Genomic DNA, 24,022 nt, shown 5'->3' on the forward strand with positions numbered 1-24,022 from the left:
AAAAACAAAAGCCAGTTTACAGATGCACCCAATCAGCTTTCATTCATTCTTGCAGTTTAGAAAAGGAGTCTACGATGAAATTATTCTTTAAAAATGGGGTCTATGCCTCACTCAGCCTTTCCCGAATCTTCAACACCTTGGGAGCTTCTATTTTCAATATTGTTTTTGTGGTATTTGCTTCCAGCATGCCCAATCCCAAGTTTGCTATTGCTGTGGCTAATTTTATCGTCCTGGTTCCGACATTCTTTACTATCTTTGCTGGTATCAAAGCTGACAAGACTATCCGTAAAGCTCGTTGGCTGATTCATTTTGGTTATCTTCAAGCCCTGCTCTTTGTTCTTGTTGCCTTCATGACTCGCTCCAGCTCTTATCTAGCCTTTTCAGCCGTCTGCTTGATGAATATTCTTTCAGATATTATCAGCGATTACCGCAGCGGCCTGCAAATGCCGATTTTAAAAAAGAATGTTCCAGAGAAAGACCTTATGGAAGCCTTCTCCTTTACCCAGCTTATCAGCTTTCTCTGTAGCCTGGCCGGACAAGCTTTGGGAGTTTGGCTCCTGACCGTCAGCCAGCAAGACTTTTTCTTAGTTGCTTTGGTTAACGCCTTGACCTTTCTCCTATCCTCCACCATCCTCTACCTAGTCCGCCGCCGATTGACCCATGACCCCGTCGTAATTTCTGAGAAAAACGCTCCTCTGAAAGAAGAATTGAAGAAAATGTACACATCGTCTAAGCTGATCTTTGATCAGGAAGGTTCTAGCAATTTTCTCAAACTGTTGGCTCAAATCCTGATCGTCAACGCTATGGCAGGTTCTCTTATAGCTCTTTATAATCTCTACTTGCTGGATAACCCCATCTTCCAGCTATCCTTTAGTCAGTCTCTCTTGGTTCTTCAGACCACTCTTGTCCTAGCCATGATTGCAGCCAGTCTGACTCCCAACGATTACTTTAGCCGTCTCTCTCTAAATCAACTAACCCTCTGGGCTGCTCTTACAATGATTCTGCTTGCTGTCAGCAATTTCTTGCATCTGCCTGTTTTCGTCGGCATTGCTTTTGGATTTTTACTAGCTTATATCTCCGGCAAGATCAATCCCAAAATCAACACCCTCTTACTGAGCAAATTGCCTTCTGATGTTCTCGCTCAGACTTCCAGCTTTCTGAGTCTGCTCTTTTCTTTCTCTGTCCCCTTTGGTACTATGGTCTTCAGCAGCCTGGCCCTCTGGAATATGAACGCTAGCTGGCTAATCTTCAGCATTATCGGTGTGATTGCTCTGCTCCTATCTATCGAAAAAAAGAAAGATGTTAAAGAAATTTGATAGATTTAATCTTGTTTCTATATTTGTTCTCCTAGAAGACAGCTAAAAACGATAACTTCAAAATAAGAAGTTATCGTTTTTGTCTATTAGAAAGCTAAAGATTAAGTTTCATTTAGCCTATTCTATTGCTTTTAGTTCCAGCCGAAGCGTCTGCCTCTACCATTGCGGTCAAAGTACATCCAACTTCCATCTTCTAGCTGAATCCATTTATTGCGCGCCATTTCTCCTGAATTGGCATCAAAGTAACGGTTAGCACCATTGACATAGACAATCTTACCTTTGACTTGCTTGCCATTTTGGTCGAAGTAAAGGGTTTGTTGGCCAATCTGCTGTAAACCAGTCACTGCTTTGCCAGCCTGATCGAAGTAATACCATTCGTTCTTGGCACCTTCAACAAACTTGTTAGATGCCATTTCTCCTGAGTTGGCATCGAAGTAACGGATAGATTTATCAGCCAGAGTTACTAGCTGTCCTTTGACTTGCTTGCCATCTTGGTCGAAGTAAAGGGTTTGTTGACCAATCTTCTGAAGACCAGTCACTGCTTTACCAGCCTGATCAAAGTAATACCATTCGTTCTTGGCACCTTCTGCAAACTTGCCGACTGCCATTTCTCCGGAATTAGCATCGAAGTAACGGATAGATTTATCAGCCAGAGTTACTACTTTACCTTTGACTTGCTTACCATCTTGGTCGAAGTAAAGGGTTTGTTGGCCAATCTTCTGAAGACCTGTCACTGCTTTACCAGTCTGATCGAAGTAATACCATTCGTTCTTAGATCCTTCTGCAAACTTGCCGACTGCCATTTCTCCTGAGTTAGCATCGAAGTAACGGATACTCTTGTCTGCAAGTGTCACGATTTTACCCTTGACTTGCTTGCCATCTTGGTCGAAGTAAAGGGTTTGTTGGCCAAGTTTTTGAAGACCTGTTACTGCAACACCATCTGCTCCGAAATAGTACCAGTCACTTGGATTATCACCTTGGGCAAAGCGGTTAGCAGCAGCATTACCTGAATCCTTATCAAAGTAACGAAGTTTACCATCTTTGGCACGCGCAATCTTGCCCTTGACTTGGTAGCCGTTTTGGTCGAAGAATTGCTGATTGCCGCCCATGGTTACCAGACCTCTAGCCATGACACCCTTGGCATCAAAGTAACGCCAGTTTTGGCCGTCAGTAGTATAGTAACGGTTGAGAATTTGGGCGCCAGTCTTATCATAGTAGTACTGATTGCCGTTTTCATCTTCACGGAGAGAGTCACGCAGCTGAATACCATTCTTGAGGAAATAAACTTGCTTGCCATCAATTTCATGAGCACCCGTTGCTAGGTAACCTCGTTTATCGAAGTAATACCAATTTCCATTTTCATCTTGGATAAAGGAATTCTTAGCCTCATATCCACTAGTTGAATAGTACTTGAATCCAGTAGTATCTTTGACAAATCCAGTAGAAGCTTTCTTATTGACCAGTTGCTTAGGCAGTACCATCTCACCATTCTTGTTGTTGAGGTATTCGTTGCTAGCCCAATCTTTAAGAACATAGTAAGCCCCGCGACCTAAGATATTGGTACCGTTGAAGTGTTTAGCAGACCACTTGGTAATCTTCTCATCAGTCGTCATCTTTTGACCGTTGGAAATCTGTACTCGTTCAAAGATTTCTGGGTATTTAGCTTTGAGTTCATCCAAGAAGGCTCCACCATACTTGCCTTGATAGTCTGTACCATTCGTTCTAGTATTGGCAACGTAAAGTTTTTCCTTGATTTCTGCGCCTTCACGGTAGGTTCCATAGTTGTTGACACGAGTTGCCGTTACCACTTCTTTACCTGGCAGGTTGTAGATTTGGTCTGGCACCCAGTCCGCAATGGCTTGGATATTGACACTATGAAGAGCACGGAGAGCATTGAGCAGGTCATTTAAAGAACCATATTTATTGTTCTTACTCATTGCCATATCATAGCGGTCTTCAAAGGCATATCCATTCTGGATGATAGAGTCTAGGAAAGTACCGTCTTGGCTAGATACATACTGCGGCGGCAACTCAAATGAAGTCACTCCCCATTCCTTGAAGAGGTTGACATTTTTAGCAATGACTTTATTGGTATACTGGTCATCGCGGGTTGCAAAGTCTTGGAAGTTAGAGAAACCTTCGTAAATCAGCTGAGAATCAAGGGCTGCGCTAGACTCGTAAACCTGACCGCTGGCATTTTTCTGCTTGCTGGCTGCTACACGAGCATCCTGATCTGCCTTAGCACCAACTGGTACCCAAACAGCCAGATAACCAGAAACTTGGACATTGCTGTAGCCTGCGATATCATTCATATCAAAGGTCAAAATACCATTAGCATCTGTCTTCTTCCAGAGCGATTGCGGCACTTCTTCGTCAGTTAGATAGCGGGAAATACCATCTTTGGTCGTCAAGAGTACCGGACGGTAGTATTGATTCTTATGGGCTGCTCCCATATTGACTTGCAGTTTATCCCACTCGTTCAGCTTAAGATTCGGGTTATTAGAAGCAATAACTGCCATCCCTTGGGTACGGGTTTCTGCTGTTCCTTCATCTGTAGCTTCATTGGCACCAGTACCATAACGAACAGAAGTCAAAATACCGTTATAAGACCATTTATCCGCCTCACGAGGCACACCCATATAGGTGACTTTCATGTCCTGACCGCCAGCTACATACTTAATACGAGCCCGTAACAAGGCATCGATAGCGTCGTGGTAAGGAGATTTTTTCTCCATGTATTGACCGTCATCTGTGTAGAGATCACCATAGTAGACCCGAGTGATAGAGTCTTTGTTGGAGAGCATAAGTGCATGGGCAGTTGGGATATTGAACTGCGTATACTTCTTGTCCGCCTTACGCATATCTTCATTGTAAATCTTGAAGGCTTGCTTGAGCTCATCCATGGTAAAGGTCAAACCATCAGTATTTGGATTGATATTTTCCCGAATGATGTCGGCAATAACGGTTTGCACTTCACTGTCATGAGCTCGAACAAAGATATAGTTGGCCATCCGTTCGCCATTTTTCTTTTCAGTAGAACGGTCATTCAGGCTGTTGCTAATCGTTGGCTCAACTCCGCTACGGACAGAAAGCTTACGCATGAACGAATAAAGTAAGGACAGACGAAGCTTATTATCAATCGGTAATTGTGCACCCTTGGTGTCCTTGTTGTAGTCAGGGTCGTTGTCAGACCAAGCTTCCAAGATAGACAGGTGCTTAATAGCCTGCTCTTCACTTTCTCCGACCTTGTAGCGAGACTTGAAGTAATCAGAAGCAATTTGGAGCAAGTCCGCATTGACATTGTCCACCGCATCGACACGGACTCCGTCAAAGTTAGCAGTCGGATCATTGGCTACGATGCTTCCGAAGTTCATCATAAAGTGCAGCCAGTTGAGTTGCTCAGCCTGAACAGCTGGATTAGAGTTGTCAAAGTCGTTGGCTAGCAGGAATTCATAACCACCATTTGACTTGTCAATGAAGTACTTAGGTGTACCAGTTTGGCTGGTAGGTGTGCGGTTCAGGATGCGGTACTTAGAATTAGCATGAGAAGTCTTCTCACTATTGGTATAAAGCAGAGCTCCGCCTTGCAAGTGGTCCTTATTCGTACCAGTTGTTTCAGACTCTGTCTTGATATTCCAGTTTGGCTGAGTTTTGACAAATGCGCCCATCAGTGTTCTCAGCCATTTAGTATCGCCTTCTTTACCGATTCTTTCTTCAATTTTGCGCTGAACCTGCTGAGAAGCACCTGTCAGGATAGCTTGTTCCACTTTGTTTTCAAAAGCTCCTGCTCCCAAACCTTGCTGGTTCATATAGTTGAGATAGCTAACCTGCGTTTGCTTATCAGGCCACCAAGCCATTAAAAGCGGACGCAAGTCAGTCTCTGTAGACTGAGTCCATGTTTTTCCATCCTTGAGGATAGCTTTTGGACGATACCAGCTATCTGCTGTCAAATAGCCATCAACTGTTTCGATGTCCTTGTCCGTTGTACCATGGAAGGCATTCATTCTGGTAAATTCATTGTTAAGACTGCTAGTACCTTGCTGGAATTGATACTCAGCTGAATCAATCAAAGCTCCAGTCTCTGCATCGAAATAAAGAATTTTTCCATTGAGCTCAACAGCGAAATTCTTTTTAACTGTACCGTCGTCCTGAACATAGTATTTCTTACCATCAATGGTCTTGATGTGAGATAAGACATCATCATCATGCTCAGTATTAACAGGCGCCGCTTGGGCTTGAGCAGCAAGCATTCTTTCAGCTATCGCTCCCTGTCTTTGAGCTGGTTCTGGCAAGCGGTCTTTCTTTGCAACCTTTGGATTTGCAACAATTTTGTCTGTAACAGTCTTTTTTGCTTGTTTGTCAGCAGCCTGCTTTTGAACAGTTGCTGGACTTGCTTGTCTATCCTGAGCAATTGCTTCCGTTTTAGCTGATTCTGATGTTGCGTTAGCTGCTTTTGCTTCTTCAGCAACGGCTGCATTTTCTGTAGCTGCTGCTTCTACCTGCTTTGCTGGTTCTTGAGCATCGGTTTCACCTACTGCCTCTGTTGCTTCAGCTGTCTTTTCAATGCTTGCTGGACTTGCTGCGGTAGCTCTGTAAGTTGCTTGGTCCGCAGAAGCTGTTTTTTCTGCTTCCAACTGAGAAGCTGAGTTAGCTTGTACTTGAACTGGCTGCCCTGAGCCACTATCCTGAGCTGCAGTTGGTTCTTGAACTGCCACCTGCTTAACATCATCAGCGTGGACAAGACCTGCTTCGAGACCAAGTACTTTTGGTGCTACGATAAGTGCTAAGGTAGTCACACCGATGGCTACCCAGTTCTTCTTAACTTTATGCATCTTATAATGAATTTTTTTCTCCATCATAAAGCCTCCTTCTGAATTTGGTATAAAGTTATACTCTTATTCTAGTATATTTTTAGAAATGAGTCTATTTTATTTGCACATCTGCAACTGCGAAAGGCAAATTCTTTCAAACTGAGCCTTGAGCTTCTGGGCAACACCGAAGGAATCTAAAAATTCCAAGAAAGATAAGCACTCCTCAATATCACTCAGAGCATAGCTATTCCCAACCTTGTAGGAATAAAGAGCCCTATGATACTTAATCAGCATCCGATCATAAAGATCTGTCTCAGGGATTTTAGAATGGTCAAGATAATTGAGGAATCTCATAGCAACCAGCAAATGATTACTCTCTATGCAGACGCTGATAACATTAAGCAGCATCTTGATAATACGCCGGCGATTCTCCGGTAGATTATTATAAAACTGGGTGCGGTTAATCATCTCACTAGCAAAGGTCTCCAGTGTTTCCAAGGTCAATAGATCCACACTATTAGTAAAGAGCCAGAGCTCATAACGCCCCCACTCCTCAACGGAAAAGAGATAATCGGTCAGAAATTCTACATCTTTCTTGCTAATCTGAAAATCTGGACTGCAGGAAGACAATACTGCTCTAACAACAATTGTATTAAGCCTATAATTCTTCTTCTCAGGGAACTTTTCAGCCAAAGCTTCTGAGCTAGCCAATATACTTTGGAGCTTGACGACATTGTTTTCCTGATAAGCATCAGCTACTTTTTTTGAGAAAAGCGCATCATCTGCCTCAATGTAGTTATGGTAAACATACTGAAATTCGTCTAGAGAAACAGTCATATTCTTTAAGCAGCAATAGAAAGAATCAAGCGTGATACCACTGACTCCCCGCTCAAAACGAGACAGCTGAGCCACTGAAATATCTCCGGCTGCCGCCTCTTTAAGAGACATGTTTTTTGATTCTCTAATGACTTTGAAAATTTTTCCAAATGTTTTCAACATATTGAGCCCTCGGTTTCATATATGCAATAAAATTTTTTACTAATTTTAATATACTAGTAATATATTTCGAATATGTTACAAAAAATTACTTTATATTTCCAAATAATACAAATAGATTAATTTGAAAGATAGAAATACTCAATATAGTGATTTTTTCTGAAAGTTTTATGGTTTTCAAGAAAATATTGATTTTATAAGATTCTCAGAAGGGTTCAACCTGACAACTTGAAAACACTGGCTTTTTTAAATCTAGCCTCCTTACTTATACAAAAATAAACTTGGATGACCTAAGGTTTATAGATGACTGAAATAAAACTGTAACAAAATTTAAACGAATATTTTTTAGACATGAATGAAAGGAAGTAAAATGAAAAGGACTTAGTCCTGGACAATACAGAACTAAATCCATTTACTAGTTATTTGTCTAAGTTTTGGAAATAATTTATTCCCAGCTTTTACATATGTCTCAAGCGCTCCACCCGCTCTGAGATAGGAGGGTGCGTATAGAAAAGTTTCTTCAGTCCGCCTTCTTTTTTGGGATCGCTGATATAGAGAGCTGCGCTGGCATCATCGACATGATGTTCCATAGGCTCGCTGCGATCCAGCTTGAGTAGGGCATTGATCATCCCTTGCGGATTGCGGGTCAGCTCTACACTGGAAGCATCAGCCAGAAACTCCCGCTGACGAGAAATGGCCAACTGCACCAAGGTAGCTGCCAGAGGAGCTAAAACGATAGCAATCAATGATACGATAAGGAGAATAATTCCCAAACCACTATCGTTATCTCGATCATTACTACTGCGCCGTCCGCCACCAAACCACATCATACGACCAGCTAGGCTAGACAACATGGTAATAGCACTGGCCAAAGCTACAGCAATCGTTGAAATTCTGATATCGTAATTGCGAATATGACTGACTTCATGGCCAATCACTCCCTCAAGCTCCTCACGATTCATGATTTGCAAGATACCTGTAGTTGCTGCAACAGCTGCATTTTCAGGCTTAGAGCCAGTCGCAAAAGCATTGGGAGAGGGATCCTCTACGATATAGACACGTGGCATAGGAATCTGAGCGACCATGGCCATATCTTGAACAATATGATAGAGTTCAGGTGCTTCCTGCTCAGAGACCTCGCGAGCTCCGTTCATAGCCATGACCACTTCTGTAGACTGAAAAATCATCACTCCGGCATAAATCGCTCCGATGATCAAGGCTAGCAAGACACCACCAACAGCAGAGCGCAGCCAGAGATAGCCAATAGCTGCTCCAAGGAGAGCCAAGAGTCCGAAAAAAGCGATAAGGAGGAGCCAAGTCCTCCTTTTATTGCTGGCAATTTGATCAAATAGCATCTTAGTCACCTAGTCCAGTGCTGCCAAAGTCAACTTTTGGTACAGCCTTTTCTTCTTCTGGTGTCTTGAGGAAGTCAGCAGCTTTAAAGCCAAAGATTCCTGCAACAATATTGCTTGGGAATGTTTCCAACTTGACATTGTAGTTGCTAGTTACTGAATTATAAAGCTGACGAGAATAAGCAATTTTATTTTCAGTATTGGTCAGTTCTTCCTGCAACTTCAGGTAGTTAGTGTTAGCTTTCAGATCTGGATAGCTTTCAGCTACTGCAAAGATTCCAGAAATCTGACGAGAAAGGGCGTCGCTGGCTTGCATGGCTTCGGCTGGTGAAGCAGCTGAAGCTACCTGGTTGCGCAGTTGGGTTACCTTTTCCAAGGTTGCCTGCTCGTACTTGCCATAGCCTTTGACCGTTTCCAAGAGGTTAGGAATCAAGTCATTACGGCGTTTGAGCTGCACATCGATCTGACTCCAAGCTTCCTGAGTCTGCATGCGGCTTTTAACCAAGGTATTGTAAGCACCAACAACGAAGAATGCTAAAACCGCGACAATAATAAGAATAATAATAAAAGTCATGATATACTCCTTCAATTTTGATTAGACTTATTATATCAAAAAATAGAGGAACTGTCTTTATTCTTGACATTGATTTAGAAAAGATGTACGATAAAGGAAAGAATAAACCGACTGTCGGTCTAATAAAATTTTACTAATAAAAAGGATGCAAGCATGGCTAATAAAAAAGACTTTATCTTAGATACCGCACAAAAGCTTTTTATGGAGCAAGGCTTTGACCAGACCTCTATCTCCCAGATTTTAGAAGCGACTCAAATCGCCCGTGGTACTCTCTACTATTACTTTTCTTCTAAGGAAGAAATTATGGATGCCATCATTGAGCGAACTATTGAACAAGCATTTACGGCTTCTCAAGCCTTTGCCAACAATCGTGAACTAACTGTCCTAGAGCGCTTGTTTGGCAGCATGGCTGCTCTGAATCTTAATCATCAAGAGGGAGAGGAAGTGCTGCTGCATCTCAACCAGCCACAAAATGCGCTCCTGCACGAAAAGACCAATCAAATTCTTCTTGAACGAGCACCCCAGATTCTACTTCCCATCATCCAAGACGGTATCACTGCTGGAGATATGAGGACCGACTATCCCTACGAAAGCTTGGAAATGATTCTTACCTATTCCCTGCAAGCTTTTGGCAGCAGTTTTCAGGCACTACCTCCAGAAAAACAGCAGCAAAAACTACAAGCTTTTCTCTATCTTTTAGAAACTCTTTTTCACAGCCGGCAAGGCTACTTCAATCCCTTTCTATCTTTGATTCAGACTCAAAGCAGCTAGACAGCTAAGCACTAGATTCACTATTTACAATTACTTGACATTGCAAACATAAGGAGGCAACTATGAAACAATCAGGCTTTAGACTCTTTTTATTGATTTGGATTGGAAGCCTCATCTCGGAAATCGGCTCTGGTATGACTTCTTTCGCTTTAGGAGTTTATATCTTCCAGCTGACCGGTTTGGTTTCTGTTTCTTCTTTTGTTACCCTTTGTGCTTTTCTGCCTGGTCTTTTGGTTACTCCTCTAGCTGGAATTCTGGCCGATCGCTATGACCGAAGATTGCTGATGGCTCTGGGAGATGGCTTGTCAGGCTTAGGCGTTCTCTGGATTTACTTTAGTCTGAAGAATCCTGCTTTGATTTTTATCTGTATCGGAGCTGCCATTAGCTCGCTCTTTTCAGCCTTGGTCAATCCGGCCTTTCGAGCTACGATTTCCGACTTGCTGCCTGAGGACCAGTTATCAAAAGCAACTGGTTTGTCCCAGATTAATGGCATTGCCCGCTATCTGATTTCACCAGCCTTGGCTGGAATGATTTTGGCGAGCGGACATATCAGCACGATTCTGTTGCTGGATTTTTCAACTATTTTCGTGACAGTAGCCTGCACCTTGCTAGCCCGACGGGCCATTCATTCGCAAGTTTATAGCAGTGATAGTCGTTTCTGGGCGGATTTCCTTAAAGGTTTTCAAATCGTCTATAGAAAAAAAGGAATCTGGATTTTAGTCCTAGCTGGAACAGGCTTTTCCTTCTTTTTGGGAACAGTCCAAATCCTGTTTTCTCCCTTGGTACTGGCTTTCGCAGACGCTAAAACAGCCGGCTGGGTCATGACCATCTCCAGCAGCGGGATGCTGATAGGAGGCTTGGTTCTGGGGATATTTGCTATCAAAAAACACTTCCATCGTATGCTCTGCCTCTCACTATTTCTACTGGGATTCTTCATGGTTGGGCTGGGAATGAAGGAAAACTTCATCTGGATTTGCAGCTTTGGCTTTCTCCTCTTTGCTGCCCTACCTTTCGCCAATACAGCCATTGACTACCTGGTCCGCATCAATATTAACAAAGCTGACCAAGGCAAGGTCTGGGGGACCATAGGGATTATTTCTCAGCTGGGCTATGTGCTAGCTTATGCCGGCATGGGTTGGGTCGCGGACACTCTTTTCAAGCCCTCACTGACTTACTTTGGCTGGCTGGCAAATTCTGTCGGAAAAATCATCGGTGTCGGAGGAGGCAGAGGCTATGGTCTGCTCTTTATCCTATCCGGTATCTCTATCGGCATTGGTGCTTATCTGCTCTCCCGAGCACGTTCAGTAAAGGAGCTGGAATATGTTTCAACGCTTGATAAAAAATGATTTAAAAGAAAACAAAGTCAGCATGCTAGTCATTGGACTTTTCCTGCTTCTGACTCTGACTCTGAGCTTTGCAGCCACTCGCCTGACCGTTAGTCTCACTAGCTCGATTGAGCGCTTTGTGGAAACAGCTAAAAGTCCTCACCTGCTACAGATGCACAGCGGAAACGTCAACCGAGAACGCCTGCAAAACTTCGTCCAGCAGCATCCGGAAATTGCCTCTTGGCAGCTGACAGACTTTGTCAATGTGGAAGGATCAGCCATCCGCATCAATGAGAAAAACTCACTTCAGGACAGCTCCCAGGATAATGGCTTTTCCAGTCAGAACCAAAACTTTGACTTTCTGCTGGATCAGAATAACCAGCCTGCCCAGCCTCAGCCAGGGCAAGTTTATATCCCCCTTTATTATTACAATAGCGGAAAAATCAAAATCAGCGACAAAATAAGGGTCGGCAAGCTACGGCTAACTGTCCAGGGATTTATCCGAGATGCCCAGATGAATGCCGGTCTAGTCTCCTCCAAACGCTTCCTCATCTCACAGACTGATTTGCAGACTCTGAAAAAAGAAGCATTTGCATCTAATGAGAACCTGATTGCCTTTCGAGTGCATAAGCTTAGCCAGATTTCTACCATCGAGCAAGCCTATAAAAATGCAGAGCTTGAGTCCAATGGACCGCCTATGATTACCTATCCGACGATCAAGATGATTAACGGCTTCAATGATGCTCTAGTCATCCTAGTCATGGGGCTGCTGGTTGTGGCTATCATTGGCATCACCTTTCTCTGCATGCGCTTTGCCCTCTTGACCAAGATTCAAGAAGACCTGCAGCAGATTGCCGTTATGAAGGTGATGGGACTGCCCCAAAGCTTTATCAGCAGGGTCTACCTGACCAAGTATTATTTCTGTCTGGCTCTAGCAACCATCGCTGGATGGGGACTGTCCTTTCTTCTGAGTAGTCCTTTTAAAAAGCAAATGGCACTGTCTATGGGGCAAAGTCCGACGCCCTTCTATAGCTATCTTCTGGAAATGCTAGTGGCTCTACTGCTCTGTCTCTTGGTCTTTTGGCTGACTGCCCGGCCTCTCAGCTCTTTTAAGAAAAAGACCCCCGGCCAAGCTTTAAGATTAGCTTCTTCCAACAGTCTGACCGCGACTCCTTCTACTCCGAAGATGGGTTTACCGTCTATACCCTTCTTAGACAGGCCCTATTTCGCTCTGAAAACGATTCTGAATCATAAAAAACTCTATTTGACTATCTTGCTCATTGTCAGTCTGATTAGCCTGCTTATCCTGCTGCCAGCCAGTCTCTACAGTACTGTGATGGACAAGAATTTCAGTCAGTATCTGGGAGCCGGTCAGGCAGATGTGTTGGTTGATATTTCTCAGACTGAAGATATCGATACCAAGACTGCCCAGCTTCTGAAAGAACTGCAGGCAGACAAGGATATCGCAGAGATTAATCAGTACCAGAGCCAGAATTTCTCCTATCAAGACCAGCAAGGTCAGACCCAGCAGTTGCGGGTAACTCTGGGAAACCATGCGGGATTTCCAGTCAAATACAGCCAAGGCCGCTATCCTAAAAACGAGCATGAAATTGCCCTCTCCAAGCTGCAGGCAGAAGAGCTCAAGCTAAAAGTAGGAGACAGCCTGACCTTGACGGTAGACGGTCAACCCAGAAAATTAAAAGTAGTCGGTATTTACTCAGACCTGACCTACGGCGGCAAGACCGCCAAGGCTGTCTTTGTGACAAAGCAAGCGCAAACACTCAATAGTCTGACGACCATCCACCTTAAAGATGCTAGCAACAAAACTCAAAAAATCAACGAATGGAAAAAACGCTATTCCAATTATAAATTAACTGACGTAGAAGACTTTTTCCATCAGACTTTTGATGACACTCTAGCCATGCTCCGCTTGATTCAGACCAGCGTTTTCTGGACAGGACTCAGCATTGTCTTCATCCTTATGACTCTCTTTGTCTATATGATTTTCACCAAGGACCAAGCTGACTTGGCACTTTATCGGATGCTGGGATTTGGCAGTGAACGACTCAGGAGCCACTACCTGCTCGCTGTCTGCTTCATCTTGATGCTGGCTTTGGCAATAGCCGACCTGCTGCTCCTTAGTCTGGGGCAAGAAGTCTGCAGTCTGCTGCTCAGCAGCTTCGGTATCAGCAAGCTCCAGCTCATCACCAATAAGTCCTTTACTTTTCTATGGACACCGCTGGCTCTGCTTCTTAGCGGACTCACAGCAGCACACATCAGCCTCCGAGCGCTGAACAAGCTGGAAATTGGACGCTATCTCAAGGAACATTGACCTTAAGCAGATAGTTTCCGAGCGCTTAGCATTAATTCTACATCCGAGGAGAAGCCTATGTTATTAGAAGCACATAACCTCAGCAAAAGCTATCAGGAAAATCAGGAGCCCATTCTCCGTGATTTGTCGCTAGAGATTGAAAGCGGCCAATTCATCGCCATCATGGGGCCGTCTGGCTGCGGGAAATCCACTCTTCTCAATCTTCTATCCACCATTGACAAACCTGACCAAGGCCAGATTCTTTACCAGGGACAGGACTTGCTAGCTATGAAAGACAAGGACTTAGACCGCCTTCGTAGAGAGGCTTTCGGCTTTGTCTTCCAGCAGGCAACCTTCCTGAAAAATCTCAATATCCTAGACAATATCTGCCTACCAAGTATCATTGGTAAGAAAGGCAGTGAGCGAAAGGCAGCCTATGAGCGAGCCAAGGAGTTAATGGCTCTGACTGGCATTAAGGACATTGCTCACCGCTCTATCCATCAGGTATCGGGCGGCCAGCTCCAGCGAGCCGGCATCTGCCGGGCTCTCATGAACCAGCCTCGAATCATTTTTGCTGACGAGCCGACAGGAGCGCTCAACTCTCAGGCTGGCCGTCAAGCTATGGAGCTCATGCAGCACTTCCACCAGCAGGGCGCAAGTATTCTCCTAGTGACGCACGATGCCAGCGTAGCTACCTATGCAGACAAGGTCCTGCTCATTTTAGATGGCGAGATAGAGAAAGAAGTTCTCTTTGACCCAGCTGCTAATCAGGATGAGCGGCGCCAGCTGCTCTTGGCGGAGCTCAATCAGATTGGCATATAAGAAAAGAGGCCCTTTGGCAGAATGCCGGGGTCTCCTTTTTGTGATATAATAGGATGAATACAGACAAACAAGGATGAAACTATGACACCGCAAGAATTTTACCAGCTCTTAGCCCAGCAGGGGTTCGAACTGACCGACCGCCAGAAAGACCAGTTTGAGCGTTATTTTGAACTTCTGGTTGAATGGAATGAAAAAATTAATCTGACAGCTATCACCGAGAAAAATGAAGTCTATCTCAAGCATTTCTATGATTCAATAGCGCCCGTTTTGCAAGGCCTGATTAGTAATCAAGAACTTAAGCTGCTGGACATCGGAGCTGGGGCCGGCTTTCCCAGCCTCCCTATGAAAATCATCTGCCCCCAGCTGGATGTGACTATCATTGACTCGCTCAACAAACGAATCAACTTCCTCAAACTGCTGGCAGAGGAGCTCGAGCTGGACAAGGTTCATTTCTACCACGGTCGCGCAGAAGACTTTGCTCAGGACAAGGCTTTTCGAGCTCAATTTGATCTGGTCACTGCCCGTGCGGTTGCTCGGATGCAGGTCCTATCTGAACTGACCATTCCCTATCTGAAAGTTGGCGGCAAGCTCCTTGCACTCAAGGCTTCTAATGCTCCAGAAGAACTGGAAGAAGCAAAAAATGCCCTTAACTTACTCTTTAGCAAGGTTCAAGACAACCTCAGCTATGCCCTGCCAAACGGTGCCCCCCGCTTTATCACAGTGGTTGAAAAGAAGAAAGAAACGCCCAACAAATACCCCCGCAAGGCCGGTATGCCAAATAAAAGACCGTTATAAGAAAAAAATCAGGCAAGGATTGCCTGGTTTTTCTTCGCCATTAGAGAATATTATTTTTTGCTTCATTATAGATTCTAATCTGAGGGGCAACTTGATTAACCACATCTAAAAACTGTAATAGTTCAACATAATTTTGATTAGTATAGCGTCCCAGATGCAGACGAATATCTTTGTTGGCACTCATGGGACTATAATACAAATATAGATGAGGATACTTGACGTACTTGTTCTCTTGAACTTTCTCAATCTTAATAGTCAAATCAGTTAAATCAGAAAGCATAAGAAACTGAAAATAGGTATCATCTCGTATGATTGCATCCTTATAAAGATAAAGAGATAGTTTTTCACGTGAATAGCGAGACTGGTTGTAAATCTTGTAAAACTCCTTCTCTAGCTCCGGATAATGAGAATAAAGCTTCTGATAGCTCTGCAAGCTCTTTTGCCTAGTAATCCAAGCAAGCCAGGTAAAAAGTGCACTCATTAGTAGTAGCAAAGCAGCAAAAATCAAGGATGCCCAAAAGCCAAATTCGTCCGCATGTGGCATATAGAAGAGAAAAATTATACCTCCTAAACCATATAAAACAGGAAATAATAAGTCCTTACGGAATCTACTCTTTATTCTTTCTTCCACCTAGTAGTTATCCTCCTAATATATATTAAACGAAGTTCACACACTTTATCCTACCTCCACGGGTTATAAAAGCGGCCGTGATTGACTGCGAAGAGGGCAAAGCAGAGCAATAGAAAGGCGACTGCCAGTGTCAGTACCAGCATATCTCGTTTGCTTAGAGCTTGATAGGTGTACCAGGTCCGTTTTTTATTTTTTCCGAAACGGCGCAGCTCCATTGCTGTGGCAATGGTATTGATGCGCTCTAGTGAGCTAAAAATCAGCGGAATGATAATCTGCAGATTTCCTTTCACGCGCTGAGTCAGTTTGGCTTTCTTGGATAATTCCTGACCACGCGCTTCCTGAGACATCCTGATTAGGAAGAATTCTTCCTGCAAATCTGGAATATAGCGGAGCGTCAGACTGACCGCGTAAGCAATTTTATAGGAAATACCAAGCTGATGCAGGCTGGAAGCAAACTGACTGGGATGGGTTGTCATGAGGAAAATCACTGCCAGAGGTATGGTCGAAACATACTTGAGCAGGAGATTAAAGAGGTAGAACAGCTCCTGAGCTGTTAGATTATAAGATCCCCATCCGGTCCAGAGGACATCTTTAGTTCCATAGATATCGACACCATACTCAGGCGCGAAAAGATAGACCATCACTAAGTTAAGAGCAGCAAAGGATGCCGCAAAGACTAAAACAAATGAAATGTCTCGGATGCGGATATGGGACAGGCGAAAGAGGCAGAGGGACAGCAGGGCTAGCCCCAGCAAAAAGCGAGTATCATAGCTGATCATAGCTGCTACTGATACCAGAACGAAGAACAGCATCTTGCTGGCACCAGACAGACCATGAAGAAACGTCTCGCCTGCATGGTAGCCGATTAATTTTCGCTGATTAAGCATGCTTGTCCTCCTTTTCTCGCATATAAAACTCGGTCAAAGCCAGAGGATCGGCACCAATCTTCTCAGCCAGAGTAAAGATTGACGTTTCCTTTAGATGAGCCGCCGTAATCAACTCTTGATCTGTCAGCACCTGCGCAGGCGCCTTATCGGCTAAAATCTGACCATCCACCACAACCACTGCCCGATCTGAATAATCTAGCATCAGCTGCATATCGTGGGTAATCATGATAATCGTATGTCCCTGCTGGTTGAGCTCGTCTAGAAAGTCCATCATCTCGGTATAATGGCACTGGTCCTGACCGGCTGTCGGTTCATCCAAGAGGATAATCTCGGGATTCAGCACCAAGATAGACGCAATAGTCACCCGCTTCTTCTGGCCGAAAGACAGGGCCGAAATCGGCCAACTACGGAATTCATAGAGGCCGCACGTTTTAAGAGCCGCATGGATCCGCTCTTCGATTTCCGCTTCTGCCAGTCCGCGCAAGCGCAAGCCTAGAGCCACTTCATCAAAAATCATGGCTGCCGAAATCATCTGATTGGGATTCTGGAGGACATAGCCAATCCGCTCAGCTCGCTCCTTGATGGAGTCTCCTTTGATGTCCTGACCTTTCCACCTATAGCTCCCATCAGTCTCGATAAACTGACAGAGGGCCTTGGCCAGGGTTGACTTACCAGCTCCATTTTTACCAACGATAGCTATCCGCTCACCCTTGAAAATCTTCAGGCTCATATCCTGCAAAATAGGCTTGCCGCCGCTCTGGTAAGCAAAGGAAACGTGCTCCAGTTCCAGCAAGGGCTCCTGAAGCCCTTTGTCAGAGTCAGACCAATCCCTGCCCTCAAAGGTCACATCTGCCAACTGCAGCTGATCCAAGCGGGACAATCCCTCAGTCTTTTCCACATCAATACCCAGTTGGCGCAGAGTAGTAACATAGAGTGGCTCGCGAATACCATTTTCAGCTAGCAGCTGGGTTCTGAGCAGGTCATCTGGCTGTCCATTAAAGAGAATGCGTCCGTCATTGACAAGCACTATTCTGTCTACCGGTCTGTAAAGAACATCTTCCAAGCGGTGCTCGATAATCAGAGTCGTCGTTTCCGTCTCCCGATGAAGCTGGTCAATCAAATCAATGGTATCCTGACCCGACTTGGGATCCAGATTGGCCAAGGGCTCGTCAAAAAGCAGAATAGGACTCTCGTCAATCAAAACCCCAGCCAGACTGACGCGCTGCTTTTGACCGCCTGATAAATCCTGAGGCCGATGCTGCAAAAGCTCCGCTAAATCTAGCTTCTCTGACCAGGTTCGGACTTTTTCGCGCATAAGCGACAGCTCCATCACATCATTTTCCAACGCAAAGGCCAGATCTTCTGCTACACTAAGCCCAATAAACTGGCCATCCGTGTCCTGCAAGACCGTACTGACAAGATTAGACTTATCATAAATACTGGATTCAAAGGCTGGCTGTCCCTTAATCAAGATCTGTCCGCTGGCCTCTCCTTTATAAATGTTGGGGATAATCCCATTGAGACACTGGCCCAGCGTTGACTTACCAGAGCCAGATGGTCCGACAATCAGAACCTTCTCCCCCTCGTAAATAGTCAGATTAATCTGCTTCAGGGTCGGCTCAGACTGAGCCTGATATTGAAAGCTAAAGTCTTCAAATTGGATAATTGGTTTTTTCATCTTATTTCTCTATAGTGCCAGAGCGATTTGAATCGCTAGATTGGCAATCTTATCTTTTTCGTCTAAGTCTGCATGATTGGCCAGGTTGCGCATATCCCAAGCTTCCTCAGACAAGTGGTCGGCTGCATAGAAGAACTGGCAGACGGATATCTCTCGAAAGGCTGCCAAAGCAGCTACAGCTGAGCATTCCATATCCACACAGATGGCTCCCTCGGCCTTTCTCTGGCGGAGCTTAGCAGGCGTCTCACGGTAAATACCGTCTGTCGTCCAGACCTTGCCCTTGCTGTGGGAAATACCACGCTCATCCAGAAAAGCCGTCAAAAAATCTTTCAGGCCAAGATTGACTTCCTGCTCACGGCTAGCTGGCTGATAGTGATAGCTAGTCCCCTCATCTCGCAGGGCCTCCGTCGGGATAATGACGGACGTTTCCTTAATCTCCTCATCCAAGATGCCACAAGTACCGAAAAGCACCAGCTTCTTCATACCAAAAGCAATCAAGTCTTCCAGAATAGCTACACAGGCCGAAGCTCCAACCGGTGCATTGAAGAGAGCCAGTTCCCGTCCATCTGCAAAATACGGATAGATAGGAATTTCAATATTAGCCATGCTAGTTGTCGTAATCAGTTCATGCTCAAAATCAGCCAACATCCGCGCAAAAGTCTCTCTGGCAAAGCAGGAAACAGCCGTCTCCGGAAAACCTTCTATGGATTCATTCAAGTCTTCTGGGTTGATGATGGCCTTGCGACTTTGGTCAAATTCTTCAAGTATCATAGGCTTGCTCTCTTATCCCTTTCTTCCTGATGAAACAGTCAGCAGATCTCCACTGACTTCATCTTACCATTGTATCATAAAAAGGCTGTCTGCTGAACGCTGCCTGCATATTTTCTACATAGGAAAAGCCATAGGCAAGCTCTATAGCTACACGTGAAGTGAATGCTTTATCCAATGTTTTTCCAACAAAAAAGACTGGGAACAACTCCCAATCTTATCTTACATAAGGGCTGTAGCAGCAGTAATCAAGCCAAATACGATGCCCGGCATATTAGCCGCTGCCAAAGGAATATCCCGTTTCTCTTTAAATAGACCATAAATGACCCAGAGAGTACAGTTTAGAGCAGCTACTGAAGGCTGGATAAAGTCACCCTTGTTGCCAGCTAGATTATTCATAATCTGTGGGATATAGGAAACATACATCATAACAGACATAAAAGTAGCCACCCAGCCCAAGATTAGCATGTGTTTTTCTTTCATTTCGTTCTCCTTTTTATAAAACTGACCTCTATTCTATAGCTTCTCTCTGAAATTTTCAAGATATTTTCAACAATGTCATCAAAAAGAAAAGAGTCACAAAATTGTGAGAACTGCTGACAGCCCTAAAAAAGCCGCCTTTTGGCAGCTCTGTTAAGATTCAAAAAGTAGATTTTCCTAGCCTTTAAAACTTCGGTTCTCCATCGGGAAGTTGATCCAAAATGGCTTCCAGTTCCAGCCGATTGAGTGGCTGAATCCGGATCTGACTGGAATCCAGATAGGTGCGGTGAGTGTCCGGAATCTTCTCCAAAAAAGCTTTTAAGTCCTTTGTTGTCAAGTATTTATAGCCCTGCGGACTGCTAGCATCCTCTATCAGGATGTGGAGATGCCATTTCATGTCTTGACTAGCACCGCTCTCAATCATCTCTTTAATCAGGTAACCCTTGGGCATGGGCTGAGTCGGAAGGACTGTGTCCACTCCTTCTGCCAGAACATAAGAGCCCAGATATTTCCCACCCTGATCCTTATAATACTTAGGAGTAGAAAATTGACTCTGAACCTGCTGCATCTCGGCCATCTGCCTGCCAAACTCCTCCACAGGATCTTCAGCTTTGAATAGTTCCAGAAGTTTTTCCTGCGACATGTACAAATCATGAGCATAGCCTTCGAAAACATGCATAGGCGCAGCTGCAACTCTGGCATCGTTCAGGCCATAGAGAATATCCGCTTCAAAATCAATATTAAAAATCCCGTCAGCAGTGTAAGTATTGCCGTATTCATCAACAATATCCTGCTTCATCTTCTGAGCCAAACGACTCATGAAGAGAATGGCCCCTTTCCAGTCACCCACCGTTGATGGTGTCAAGACGCGGACCTGGTAGGTTTCCCGGTCTGACAGATAATAAACTTCAAACCCACGGCCTGCCCCTTCCCAGTAGACAGCCAGAAAAGTTCCGACCTGATCCAAGGATTGATAAGCCTTATCGCCCTTGAGGCCTACGACCTCAAGCCCTTCCACCAAGGAAACCAGAGATAAGGGTGTTTCGACCGCCTTATAGCTAAACAAGCCCTTTCGGTTCTGAATGTAAAAAGAAATACTCATACCATGCTCCTTTCTAACTACAAAAGCCTTTCAGAAAACGAGAAAATGCAAAAACAAAACTCAATACTGGTACAAACTAGATTTTCTCCAAGACTTTTAAAAATAAACTTCATTCGCAAAACGGACTCTGGTATTAGTATAACATTTTTGGAAGAAAAAGACGAAAAAACCTGTATCCATGAAGAGACTTTCCGATTGAAAGCTTCATCAATACAGATTCTAAGAATATATTTGAATTTCATAAAAAGGTAATGAACAAACTTCTAAGAAAGCAAAACTCATTCTGAGCACTTCTTACTTTTTATCCTGCTGCGTCAGCTCCTGATTGTAGGACAAGGCTAGCTTGATCCAGTAAGGCAGTTCCTTTTGTCCTTCGCCATCTAAATCAATATAGCCATGATAAAGCCTACCCTTCATCACTGTGACACTGGCACCATTTTTAGGCAGGACCTGCTTTTCCAGTTCCTTACCGATGCGTACCATGACAAGCTCTTGACTTCTCGAACTCACAGTAACGGTCATCTTACCTCGAACCATAAAAGCCAAGCCACCAAACATCTTCTTCTCTTCTAGCTCTTCTTCAAAAACATGAGGAGGAAGATCAGTAGCTAAAATGGCACGGACTTGCTGGGCTAAGGATTCACTATAAGCCATCCTTCTACCTCATTTCATCACATCCCAGCCGATACCAAAACGGTCAATCAAGCGGCCATAAAACTCTGCGAAAGCTTGTTCCTCTAAAGGATAGAGAATTTGCCCACCTTCAGCAAGCTTGGCAAAGAGCTCATCGGCTTCTTCTCTACTGTCTGGGCTCAGAACTAACCATTGATTGGGCTGATGATTGCTAGGAATAGATAGGTCGTTAAAAATGCCTACATCTTCACCATGCAGGGTTAAGTTTTCCGTATCTAAGGCAATCCAGGCAAGCTTATCCCGTTTTTCTGCAGGAAGGTCAGCTGGATCCATCATCTCACTGGCTCGGACAAGTCCCTTAATCTCTGTCTGAAAAAGGTCAGCATAAAAACGAAAAGCTTCTTCGGCCTGACCATTAAAACTTAAAAACACGTCTAATTTCATTATTGTTCCTCCAATTTTTTATATCTGAGAATAAATCTCTAGTATCAGTTTATCAATTAGGATAAAAATTTTCTTATTCTCAATTGCGCTTGTTTGGCTAGGGAACGCATGATTAAAACTGGAAGATTAACTGTAATAGGTGGATCACTGGGCAAGGGCCTGCGCATGCTGATTTCCTCTTGATAGATGCTATCGCCTGAAAATGTGAGAGGCTCATCACTGCCCCAGCGAAAGTTATGCTTCAAGACATAGTTTTTAGACAGGTGTAAATCCTCCAGCAATTCACAGGCCAAAAGATAGTAGTGACCATCGGGTACATTTTCAAAAGTAAACCGTCTCTCCTGACTCAATGCTACTCCGATAACTGGCTCTTCTTTGGGTATGCGGGTTTTAAAAAGCCCGACACAGCTAATGCGTGGTTCATACCCCTCAGGATAAGATAGCGCCACAGTCAAGCGATTGCCACTTTTACAGTCGGGATCCTGATGCAAGAAAGCTCCCTTCTCATCCAGCTGTTTGATCATAAAATCATAAGCCTTGGTTGATTCCTGATAATATTTTTTAGGCGAAAGTCCAGTATGCCGCTTAAAAGTATTGGAAAAACTGCCTAGACTATCATAACCAGCTTCCATAGAGGTCTCGGTCACATTTTGCCGGCCTTCCACAATTTCCTGAATCCCTTTTTCCATCTTAAGAGCTTCCACATATTGCTTGATAGAAAAGCCCATCTTTTTCTTGAAAGTTCTGGATAGATGGGAAGGACTATAATGGAAATACTGAGCCAAATCGGTCAGACTCAGCTCTTGATCTGTATGCTGACGTAGATAGGCCGCCACTTCTTCCATGATAGCTTTAGACATAGACTTGCTCCTTTCCCATTTATTTAAGCTCATTATATCACATCAAAAAGAAAGGACAAAAAATCAGAACCTGAATAAAGAAAAGCTAAGCTGCAAATAAATAATAAAAAAACTTTAGACACTTGAAACATCTAAAGTTTTTATCTTCACGATTAAATTACTGAGCTACCAGTGTTTCCAAGCTTTCTCCAATAGCAGCCAAACGCTCCACCACTTCTGCCTGGCTCAAGCCGTTTTCAGCCACATAGCGATTGCGAGGGTGAACGCGACATTCGTGAGAACAGCCACGGAGGTACTTGTCTTCATTTTCTTCTGAAGTCAGGATGCGGCGGTTACACTCTGGATTGCCACAGTTGACATAGCGCTCGCAAGGAGTCCCATCAAACCAGTCTTTCCCAATCACAACTGGATTAACATGGTTGATATCAACAGAGATACGCTCATCAAATACATACATCTTGCCGTCCCAAAGCTCCCCTTGAACTTCTGGATCCTTGCCGTAAGTCGCGATACCGCCATGAAGCTGACCGACATCCTTATATCCTTCACGCACCATCCAGCCTGAGAATTTCTCACAGCGAACACCACCAGTACAGTAAACAACCACGCGCTTGTCCATGAACTTCTCTTTGTTATCACGGACCCATTGTGGCAACTCACGGAAGTTGCGGATATCTGGACGAATGGCTCCGCGGAAGTGACCTAAATCGTATTCATAGTCGTTACGAGTGTCCAAGACAACAGTGTCTTCGTCCAAGAGTGCTTCCTTAAATTCCTTAGGTGACAGGTAAGCTCCTGTCGTCTCTAGTGGGTTGATGTCATTGTCAAAATCATTGTCTTCCAAGCCCAAGTGCACAATTTCTTTCTTGTAGCGAACAAACATTTTCTTGAAAGCTTGCTCGTTTTCTTCGTCAATCTTGAACCAAAGGTCTTCCATGCCCGGAAGGCTGTGCACATAATCCATGTATTTTTGAGTGGTTTCATAATCACCAGAAACCGTTCCGTTGATTCCCTCATCTGCCACCAAGATACGGCCTTTCAGACCGATAGATTTACAAAAGGCCAGATGATCAGCTGCAAATTTCTCAGCATTCTCAATCGGAACATATTTGTAGTAAAGTAGGACGCGAATATCTTTTGCCATAAGATTTCAACTCTCTTTTCTCTATAAAATTTTCTGAATTTTTAATTCATCTATTTATTATAACCTGATTGAAAAAACTGGGCAAAATATTTGTTTGAAAAATAGCAGAGCTGGAAAGTTTAAATGAGAAGGATAACTTATCGCTCTTCTTCCAATTGGTCCAAATACTTCTCAAAGCGCTTTTTCTGCCATTTATTTATAAACTCCAAGAAAATATTGACCAGCAGCATAAAGGGAAAGTGAATGACAAACGTAATAAAAATAACAAATAGAAACATGGGGTGAAAAACACTGTTATGATAAATAACATGATTCAAAGGAC

Annotated in this window: 20 protein-coding genes and 1 pseudogene; 6 read left to right on the forward strand and 15 right to left on the reverse strand. The window is 44.1% G+C overall.

The features are described from left to right. Positions 1–74: 74 nt before the first annotated feature. Complete coding sequence (locus tag O3627_RS04345; RefSeq protein WP_002900962.1) at positions 75–1,316, forward strand: hypothetical protein; 1,242 nt, start codon at positions 75–77, stop codon at positions 1,314–1,316. Positions 1,317–1,447: 131 nt separating this feature from the next. On the opposite strand, the gene O3627_RS04350 is transcribed toward O3627_RS04345, so the two are convergent. From O3627_RS04350 to O3627_RS04365, 4 genes are all read right to left on the reverse strand, one after another. Continuing rightward, positions 1,448–6,175, reverse strand: coding sequence for a glycoside hydrolase family 70 protein (locus O3627_RS04350; protein ID WP_371621296.1), 4,728 nt, complete (start codon positions 6,173–6,175; stop codon positions 1,448–1,450). A gap of 69 nt (positions 6,176–6,244) precedes the next feature. Further along, on the reverse strand, positions 6,245–7,126 hold the full coding sequence (locus O3627_RS04355; RefSeq protein WP_371621297.1) for an XRE family transcriptional regulator: 882 nt from the start codon (positions 7,124–7,126) through the stop codon (positions 6,245–6,247). 455 nt (positions 7,127–7,581) lie between these two features. Continuing rightward, entirely contained in the window at positions 7,582–8,478 is an 897-nt protein-coding gene (gene htpX, locus O3627_RS04360) for a zinc metalloprotease HtpX (RefSeq protein WP_011836621.1), read from the reverse strand. Position 8,479: 1 nt separating this feature from the next. Next, entirely contained in the window at positions 8,480–9,049 is a 570-nt protein-coding gene (locus tag O3627_RS04365) for a LemA family protein (RefSeq protein WP_002898080.1), read from the reverse strand. A 153-nt stretch (positions 9,050–9,202) separates the two neighbouring features. Here O3627_RS04365 and O3627_RS04370 point away from each other — a divergent pair, with 153 nt between their 5' ends. The 5 genes from O3627_RS04370 to rsmG all read left to right on the forward strand — a co-directional run bounded on the left by O3627_RS04370 (position 9,203) and on the right by rsmG (position 15,073). After that, positions 9,203–9,820, forward strand: a complete 618-nt coding sequence (locus tag O3627_RS04370) for a TetR/AcrR family transcriptional regulator (RefSeq protein ID WP_011836620.1) — start codon at positions 9,203–9,205, stop codon at positions 9,818–9,820. A gap of 62 nt (positions 9,821–9,882) precedes the next feature. Continuing rightward, a complete protein-coding gene (locus O3627_RS04375) occupies positions 9,883–11,166 on the forward strand; it encodes an MFS transporter (RefSeq protein ID WP_002911922.1) in 1,284 nt (427 codons plus the stop codon). After that, positions 11,141–13,477 (forward strand): ABC transporter permease, encoded by a 2,337-nt coding sequence (locus O3627_RS04380; protein ID WP_002911921.1) that lies wholly within the window; start codon positions 11,141–11,143, stop codon positions 13,475–13,477. Before O3627_RS04375 ends, O3627_RS04380 begins: the two co-directional genes overlap by 26 nt. 57 nt (positions 13,478–13,534) lie before the next feature. Next, complete coding sequence (locus tag O3627_RS04385) at positions 13,535–14,278, forward strand: ABC transporter ATP-binding protein (RefSeq protein WP_125357140.1); 744 nt, start codon at positions 13,535–13,537, stop codon at positions 14,276–14,278. Positions 14,279–14,359: 81 nt separating this feature from the next. After that, the gene (rsmG, locus tag O3627_RS04390; RefSeq protein ID WP_125357141.1) at positions 14,360–15,073 is read left to right on the forward strand and encodes a 16S rRNA (guanine(527)-N(7))-methyltransferase RsmG; all 714 of its coding nucleotides are present in this window, start codon (positions 14,360–14,362) and stop codon (positions 15,071–15,073) included. Between the two features lie 40 nt (positions 15,074–15,113). Here the strand turns inward: rsmG and O3627_RS04395 are convergent, their stop codons facing one another. The 11 genes and pseudogenes from O3627_RS04395 to O3627_RS04445 form a co-directional block, all read right to left on the reverse strand. Then, on the reverse strand, positions 15,114–15,704 hold the full coding sequence (locus O3627_RS04395; protein WP_125348360.1) for a hypothetical protein: 591 nt from the start codon (positions 15,702–15,704) through the stop codon (positions 15,114–15,116). 50 nt (positions 15,705–15,754) lie between these two features. Next, positions 15,755–16,591: an energy-coupling factor transporter transmembrane protein EcfT gene (locus O3627_RS04400; protein ID WP_125348358.1), complete on the reverse strand. Its 837-nt coding sequence runs from the start codon at positions 16,589–16,591 to the stop codon at positions 15,755–15,757. Beyond that, positions 16,584–18,269, reverse strand: a complete 1,686-nt coding sequence (locus tag O3627_RS04405; protein ID WP_125381910.1) for an ABC transporter ATP-binding protein — start codon at positions 18,267–18,269, stop codon at positions 16,584–16,586. Before O3627_RS04405 ends, O3627_RS04400 begins: the two co-directional genes overlap by 8 nt. A 9-nt stretch (positions 18,270–18,278) precedes the next feature. After that, positions 18,279–19,040: a nucleoside phosphorylase gene (locus tag O3627_RS04410; protein WP_125357143.1), complete on the reverse strand. Its 762-nt coding sequence runs from the start codon at positions 19,038–19,040 to the stop codon at positions 18,279–18,281. A 219-nt stretch (positions 19,041–19,259) separates the two neighbouring features. After that, on the reverse strand, positions 19,260–19,520 hold the full coding sequence (locus O3627_RS04415) for a SemiSWEET family transporter (protein WP_002898091.1): 261 nt from the start codon (positions 19,518–19,520) through the stop codon (positions 19,260–19,262). A gap of 181 nt (positions 19,521–19,701) precedes the next feature. Continuing rightward, positions 19,702–20,619, reverse strand: coding sequence for a DUF4299 family protein (locus tag O3627_RS04420; protein WP_125381911.1), 918 nt, complete (start codon positions 20,617–20,619; stop codon positions 19,702–19,704). Positions 20,620–20,913: 294 nt separating this feature from the next. Beyond that, positions 20,914–21,273, reverse strand: a complete 360-nt coding sequence (locus O3627_RS04425; protein WP_023915839.1) for a TfoX/Sxy family protein — start codon at positions 21,271–21,273, stop codon at positions 20,914–20,916. 9 nt (positions 21,274–21,282) lie between these two features. After that, positions 21,283–21,696, reverse strand: a complete 414-nt coding sequence (locus tag O3627_RS04430) for a VOC family protein (protein ID WP_049553430.1) — start codon at positions 21,694–21,696, stop codon at positions 21,283–21,285. A 56-nt stretch (positions 21,697–21,752) separates the two neighbouring features. Then, positions 21,753–22,556, reverse strand: a complete 804-nt coding sequence (locus O3627_RS04435) for a helix-turn-helix transcriptional regulator (protein ID WP_125357146.1) — start codon at positions 22,554–22,556, stop codon at positions 21,753–21,755. Positions 22,557–22,713: 157 nt separating this feature from the next. Continuing rightward, the gene (locus tag O3627_RS04440) at positions 22,714–23,700 is read right to left on the reverse strand and encodes a rhodanese-related sulfurtransferase (RefSeq protein WP_060553014.1); all 987 of its coding nucleotides are present in this window, start codon (positions 23,698–23,700) and stop codon (positions 22,714–22,716) included. A 137-nt stretch (positions 23,701–23,837) separates the two neighbouring features. After that, positions 23,838–24,017: pseudogene (locus O3627_RS04445) on the reverse strand (DUF6773 family protein); the annotation flags it as partial. Positions 24,018–24,022: the final 5 nt, after the last annotated feature.

The organism is Streptococcus sp. 27098_8_82, assembly GCF_041431615.1.
In the GTDB taxonomy this organism is placed as follows: Bacteria; Bacillota; Bacilli; order Lactobacillales; family Streptococcaceae; genus Streptococcus; species Streptococcus sanguinis_K.

What these genes read in the sequence shown, in the direction of transcription:
- O3627_RS04345 (WP_002900962.1), top strand. Translation starts at nt 75, where the DNA reads ATGAAATTATTCTTTAAAAATGGGGTCTATGCCTCACTCAGCCTTTCC.
- O3627_RS04350 (WP_371621296.1), bottom strand. Translation starts at nt 6,175, where the DNA reads ATGATGGAGAAAAAAATTCATTATAAGATGCATAAAGTTAAGAAGAAC.
- O3627_RS04355 (WP_371621297.1), bottom strand. Translation starts at nt 7,126, where the DNA reads ATGTTGAAAACATTTGGAAAAATTTTCAAAGTCATTAGAGAATCAAAA.
- htpX (WP_011836621.1), bottom strand. Translation starts at nt 8,478, where the DNA reads ATGCTATTTGATCAAATTGCCAGCAATAAAAGGAGGACTTGGCTCCTC.
- O3627_RS04365 (WP_002898080.1), bottom strand. Translation starts at nt 9,049, where the DNA reads ATGACTTTTATTATTATTCTTATTATTGTCGCGGTTTTAGCATTCTTC.
- O3627_RS04370 (WP_011836620.1), top strand. Translation starts at nt 9,203, where the DNA reads ATGGCTAATAAAAAAGACTTTATCTTAGATACCGCACAAAAGCTTTTT.
- O3627_RS04375 (WP_002911922.1), top strand. Translation starts at nt 9,883, where the DNA reads ATGAAACAATCAGGCTTTAGACTCTTTTTATTGATTTGGATTGGAAGC.
- O3627_RS04380 (WP_002911921.1), top strand. Translation starts at nt 11,141, where the DNA reads ATGTTTCAACGCTTGATAAAAAATGATTTAAAAGAAAACAAAGTCAGC.
- O3627_RS04385 (WP_125357140.1), top strand. Translation starts at nt 13,535, where the DNA reads ATGTTATTAGAAGCACATAACCTCAGCAAAAGCTATCAGGAAAATCAG.
- rsmG (WP_125357141.1), top strand. Translation starts at nt 14,360, where the DNA reads ATGACACCGCAAGAATTTTACCAGCTCTTAGCCCAGCAGGGGTTCGAA.
- O3627_RS04400 (WP_125348358.1), bottom strand. Translation starts at nt 16,591, where the DNA reads ATGCTTAATCAGCGAAAATTAATCGGCTACCATGCAGGCGAGACGTTT.
- O3627_RS04405 (WP_125381910.1), bottom strand. Translation starts at nt 18,269, where the DNA reads ATGAAAAAACCAATTATCCAATTTGAAGACTTTAGCTTTCAATATCAG.
- O3627_RS04410 (WP_125357143.1), bottom strand. Translation starts at nt 19,040, where the DNA reads ATGATACTTGAAGAATTTGACCAAAGTCGCAAGGCCATCATCAACCCA.
- O3627_RS04415 (WP_002898091.1), bottom strand. Translation starts at nt 19,520, where the DNA reads ATGAAAGAAAAACACATGCTAATCTTGGGCTGGGTGGCTACTTTTATG.
- O3627_RS04420 (WP_125381911.1), bottom strand. Translation starts at nt 20,619, where the DNA reads ATGAGTATTTCTTTTTACATTCAGAACCGAAAGGGCTTGTTTAGCTAT.
- O3627_RS04425 (WP_023915839.1), bottom strand. Translation starts at nt 21,273, where the DNA reads ATGGCTTATAGTGAATCCTTAGCCCAGCAAGTCCGTGCCATTTTAGCT.
- O3627_RS04430 (WP_049553430.1), bottom strand. Translation starts at nt 21,696, where the DNA reads ATGAAATTAGACGTGTTTTTAAGTTTTAATGGTCAGGCCGAAGAAGCT.
- O3627_RS04435 (WP_125357146.1), bottom strand. Translation starts at nt 22,556, where the DNA reads ATGTCTAAAGCTATCATGGAAGAAGTGGCGGCCTATCTACGTCAGCAT.
- O3627_RS04440 (WP_060553014.1), bottom strand. Translation starts at nt 23,700, where the DNA reads ATGGCAAAAGATATTCGCGTCCTACTTTACTACAAATATGTTCCGATT.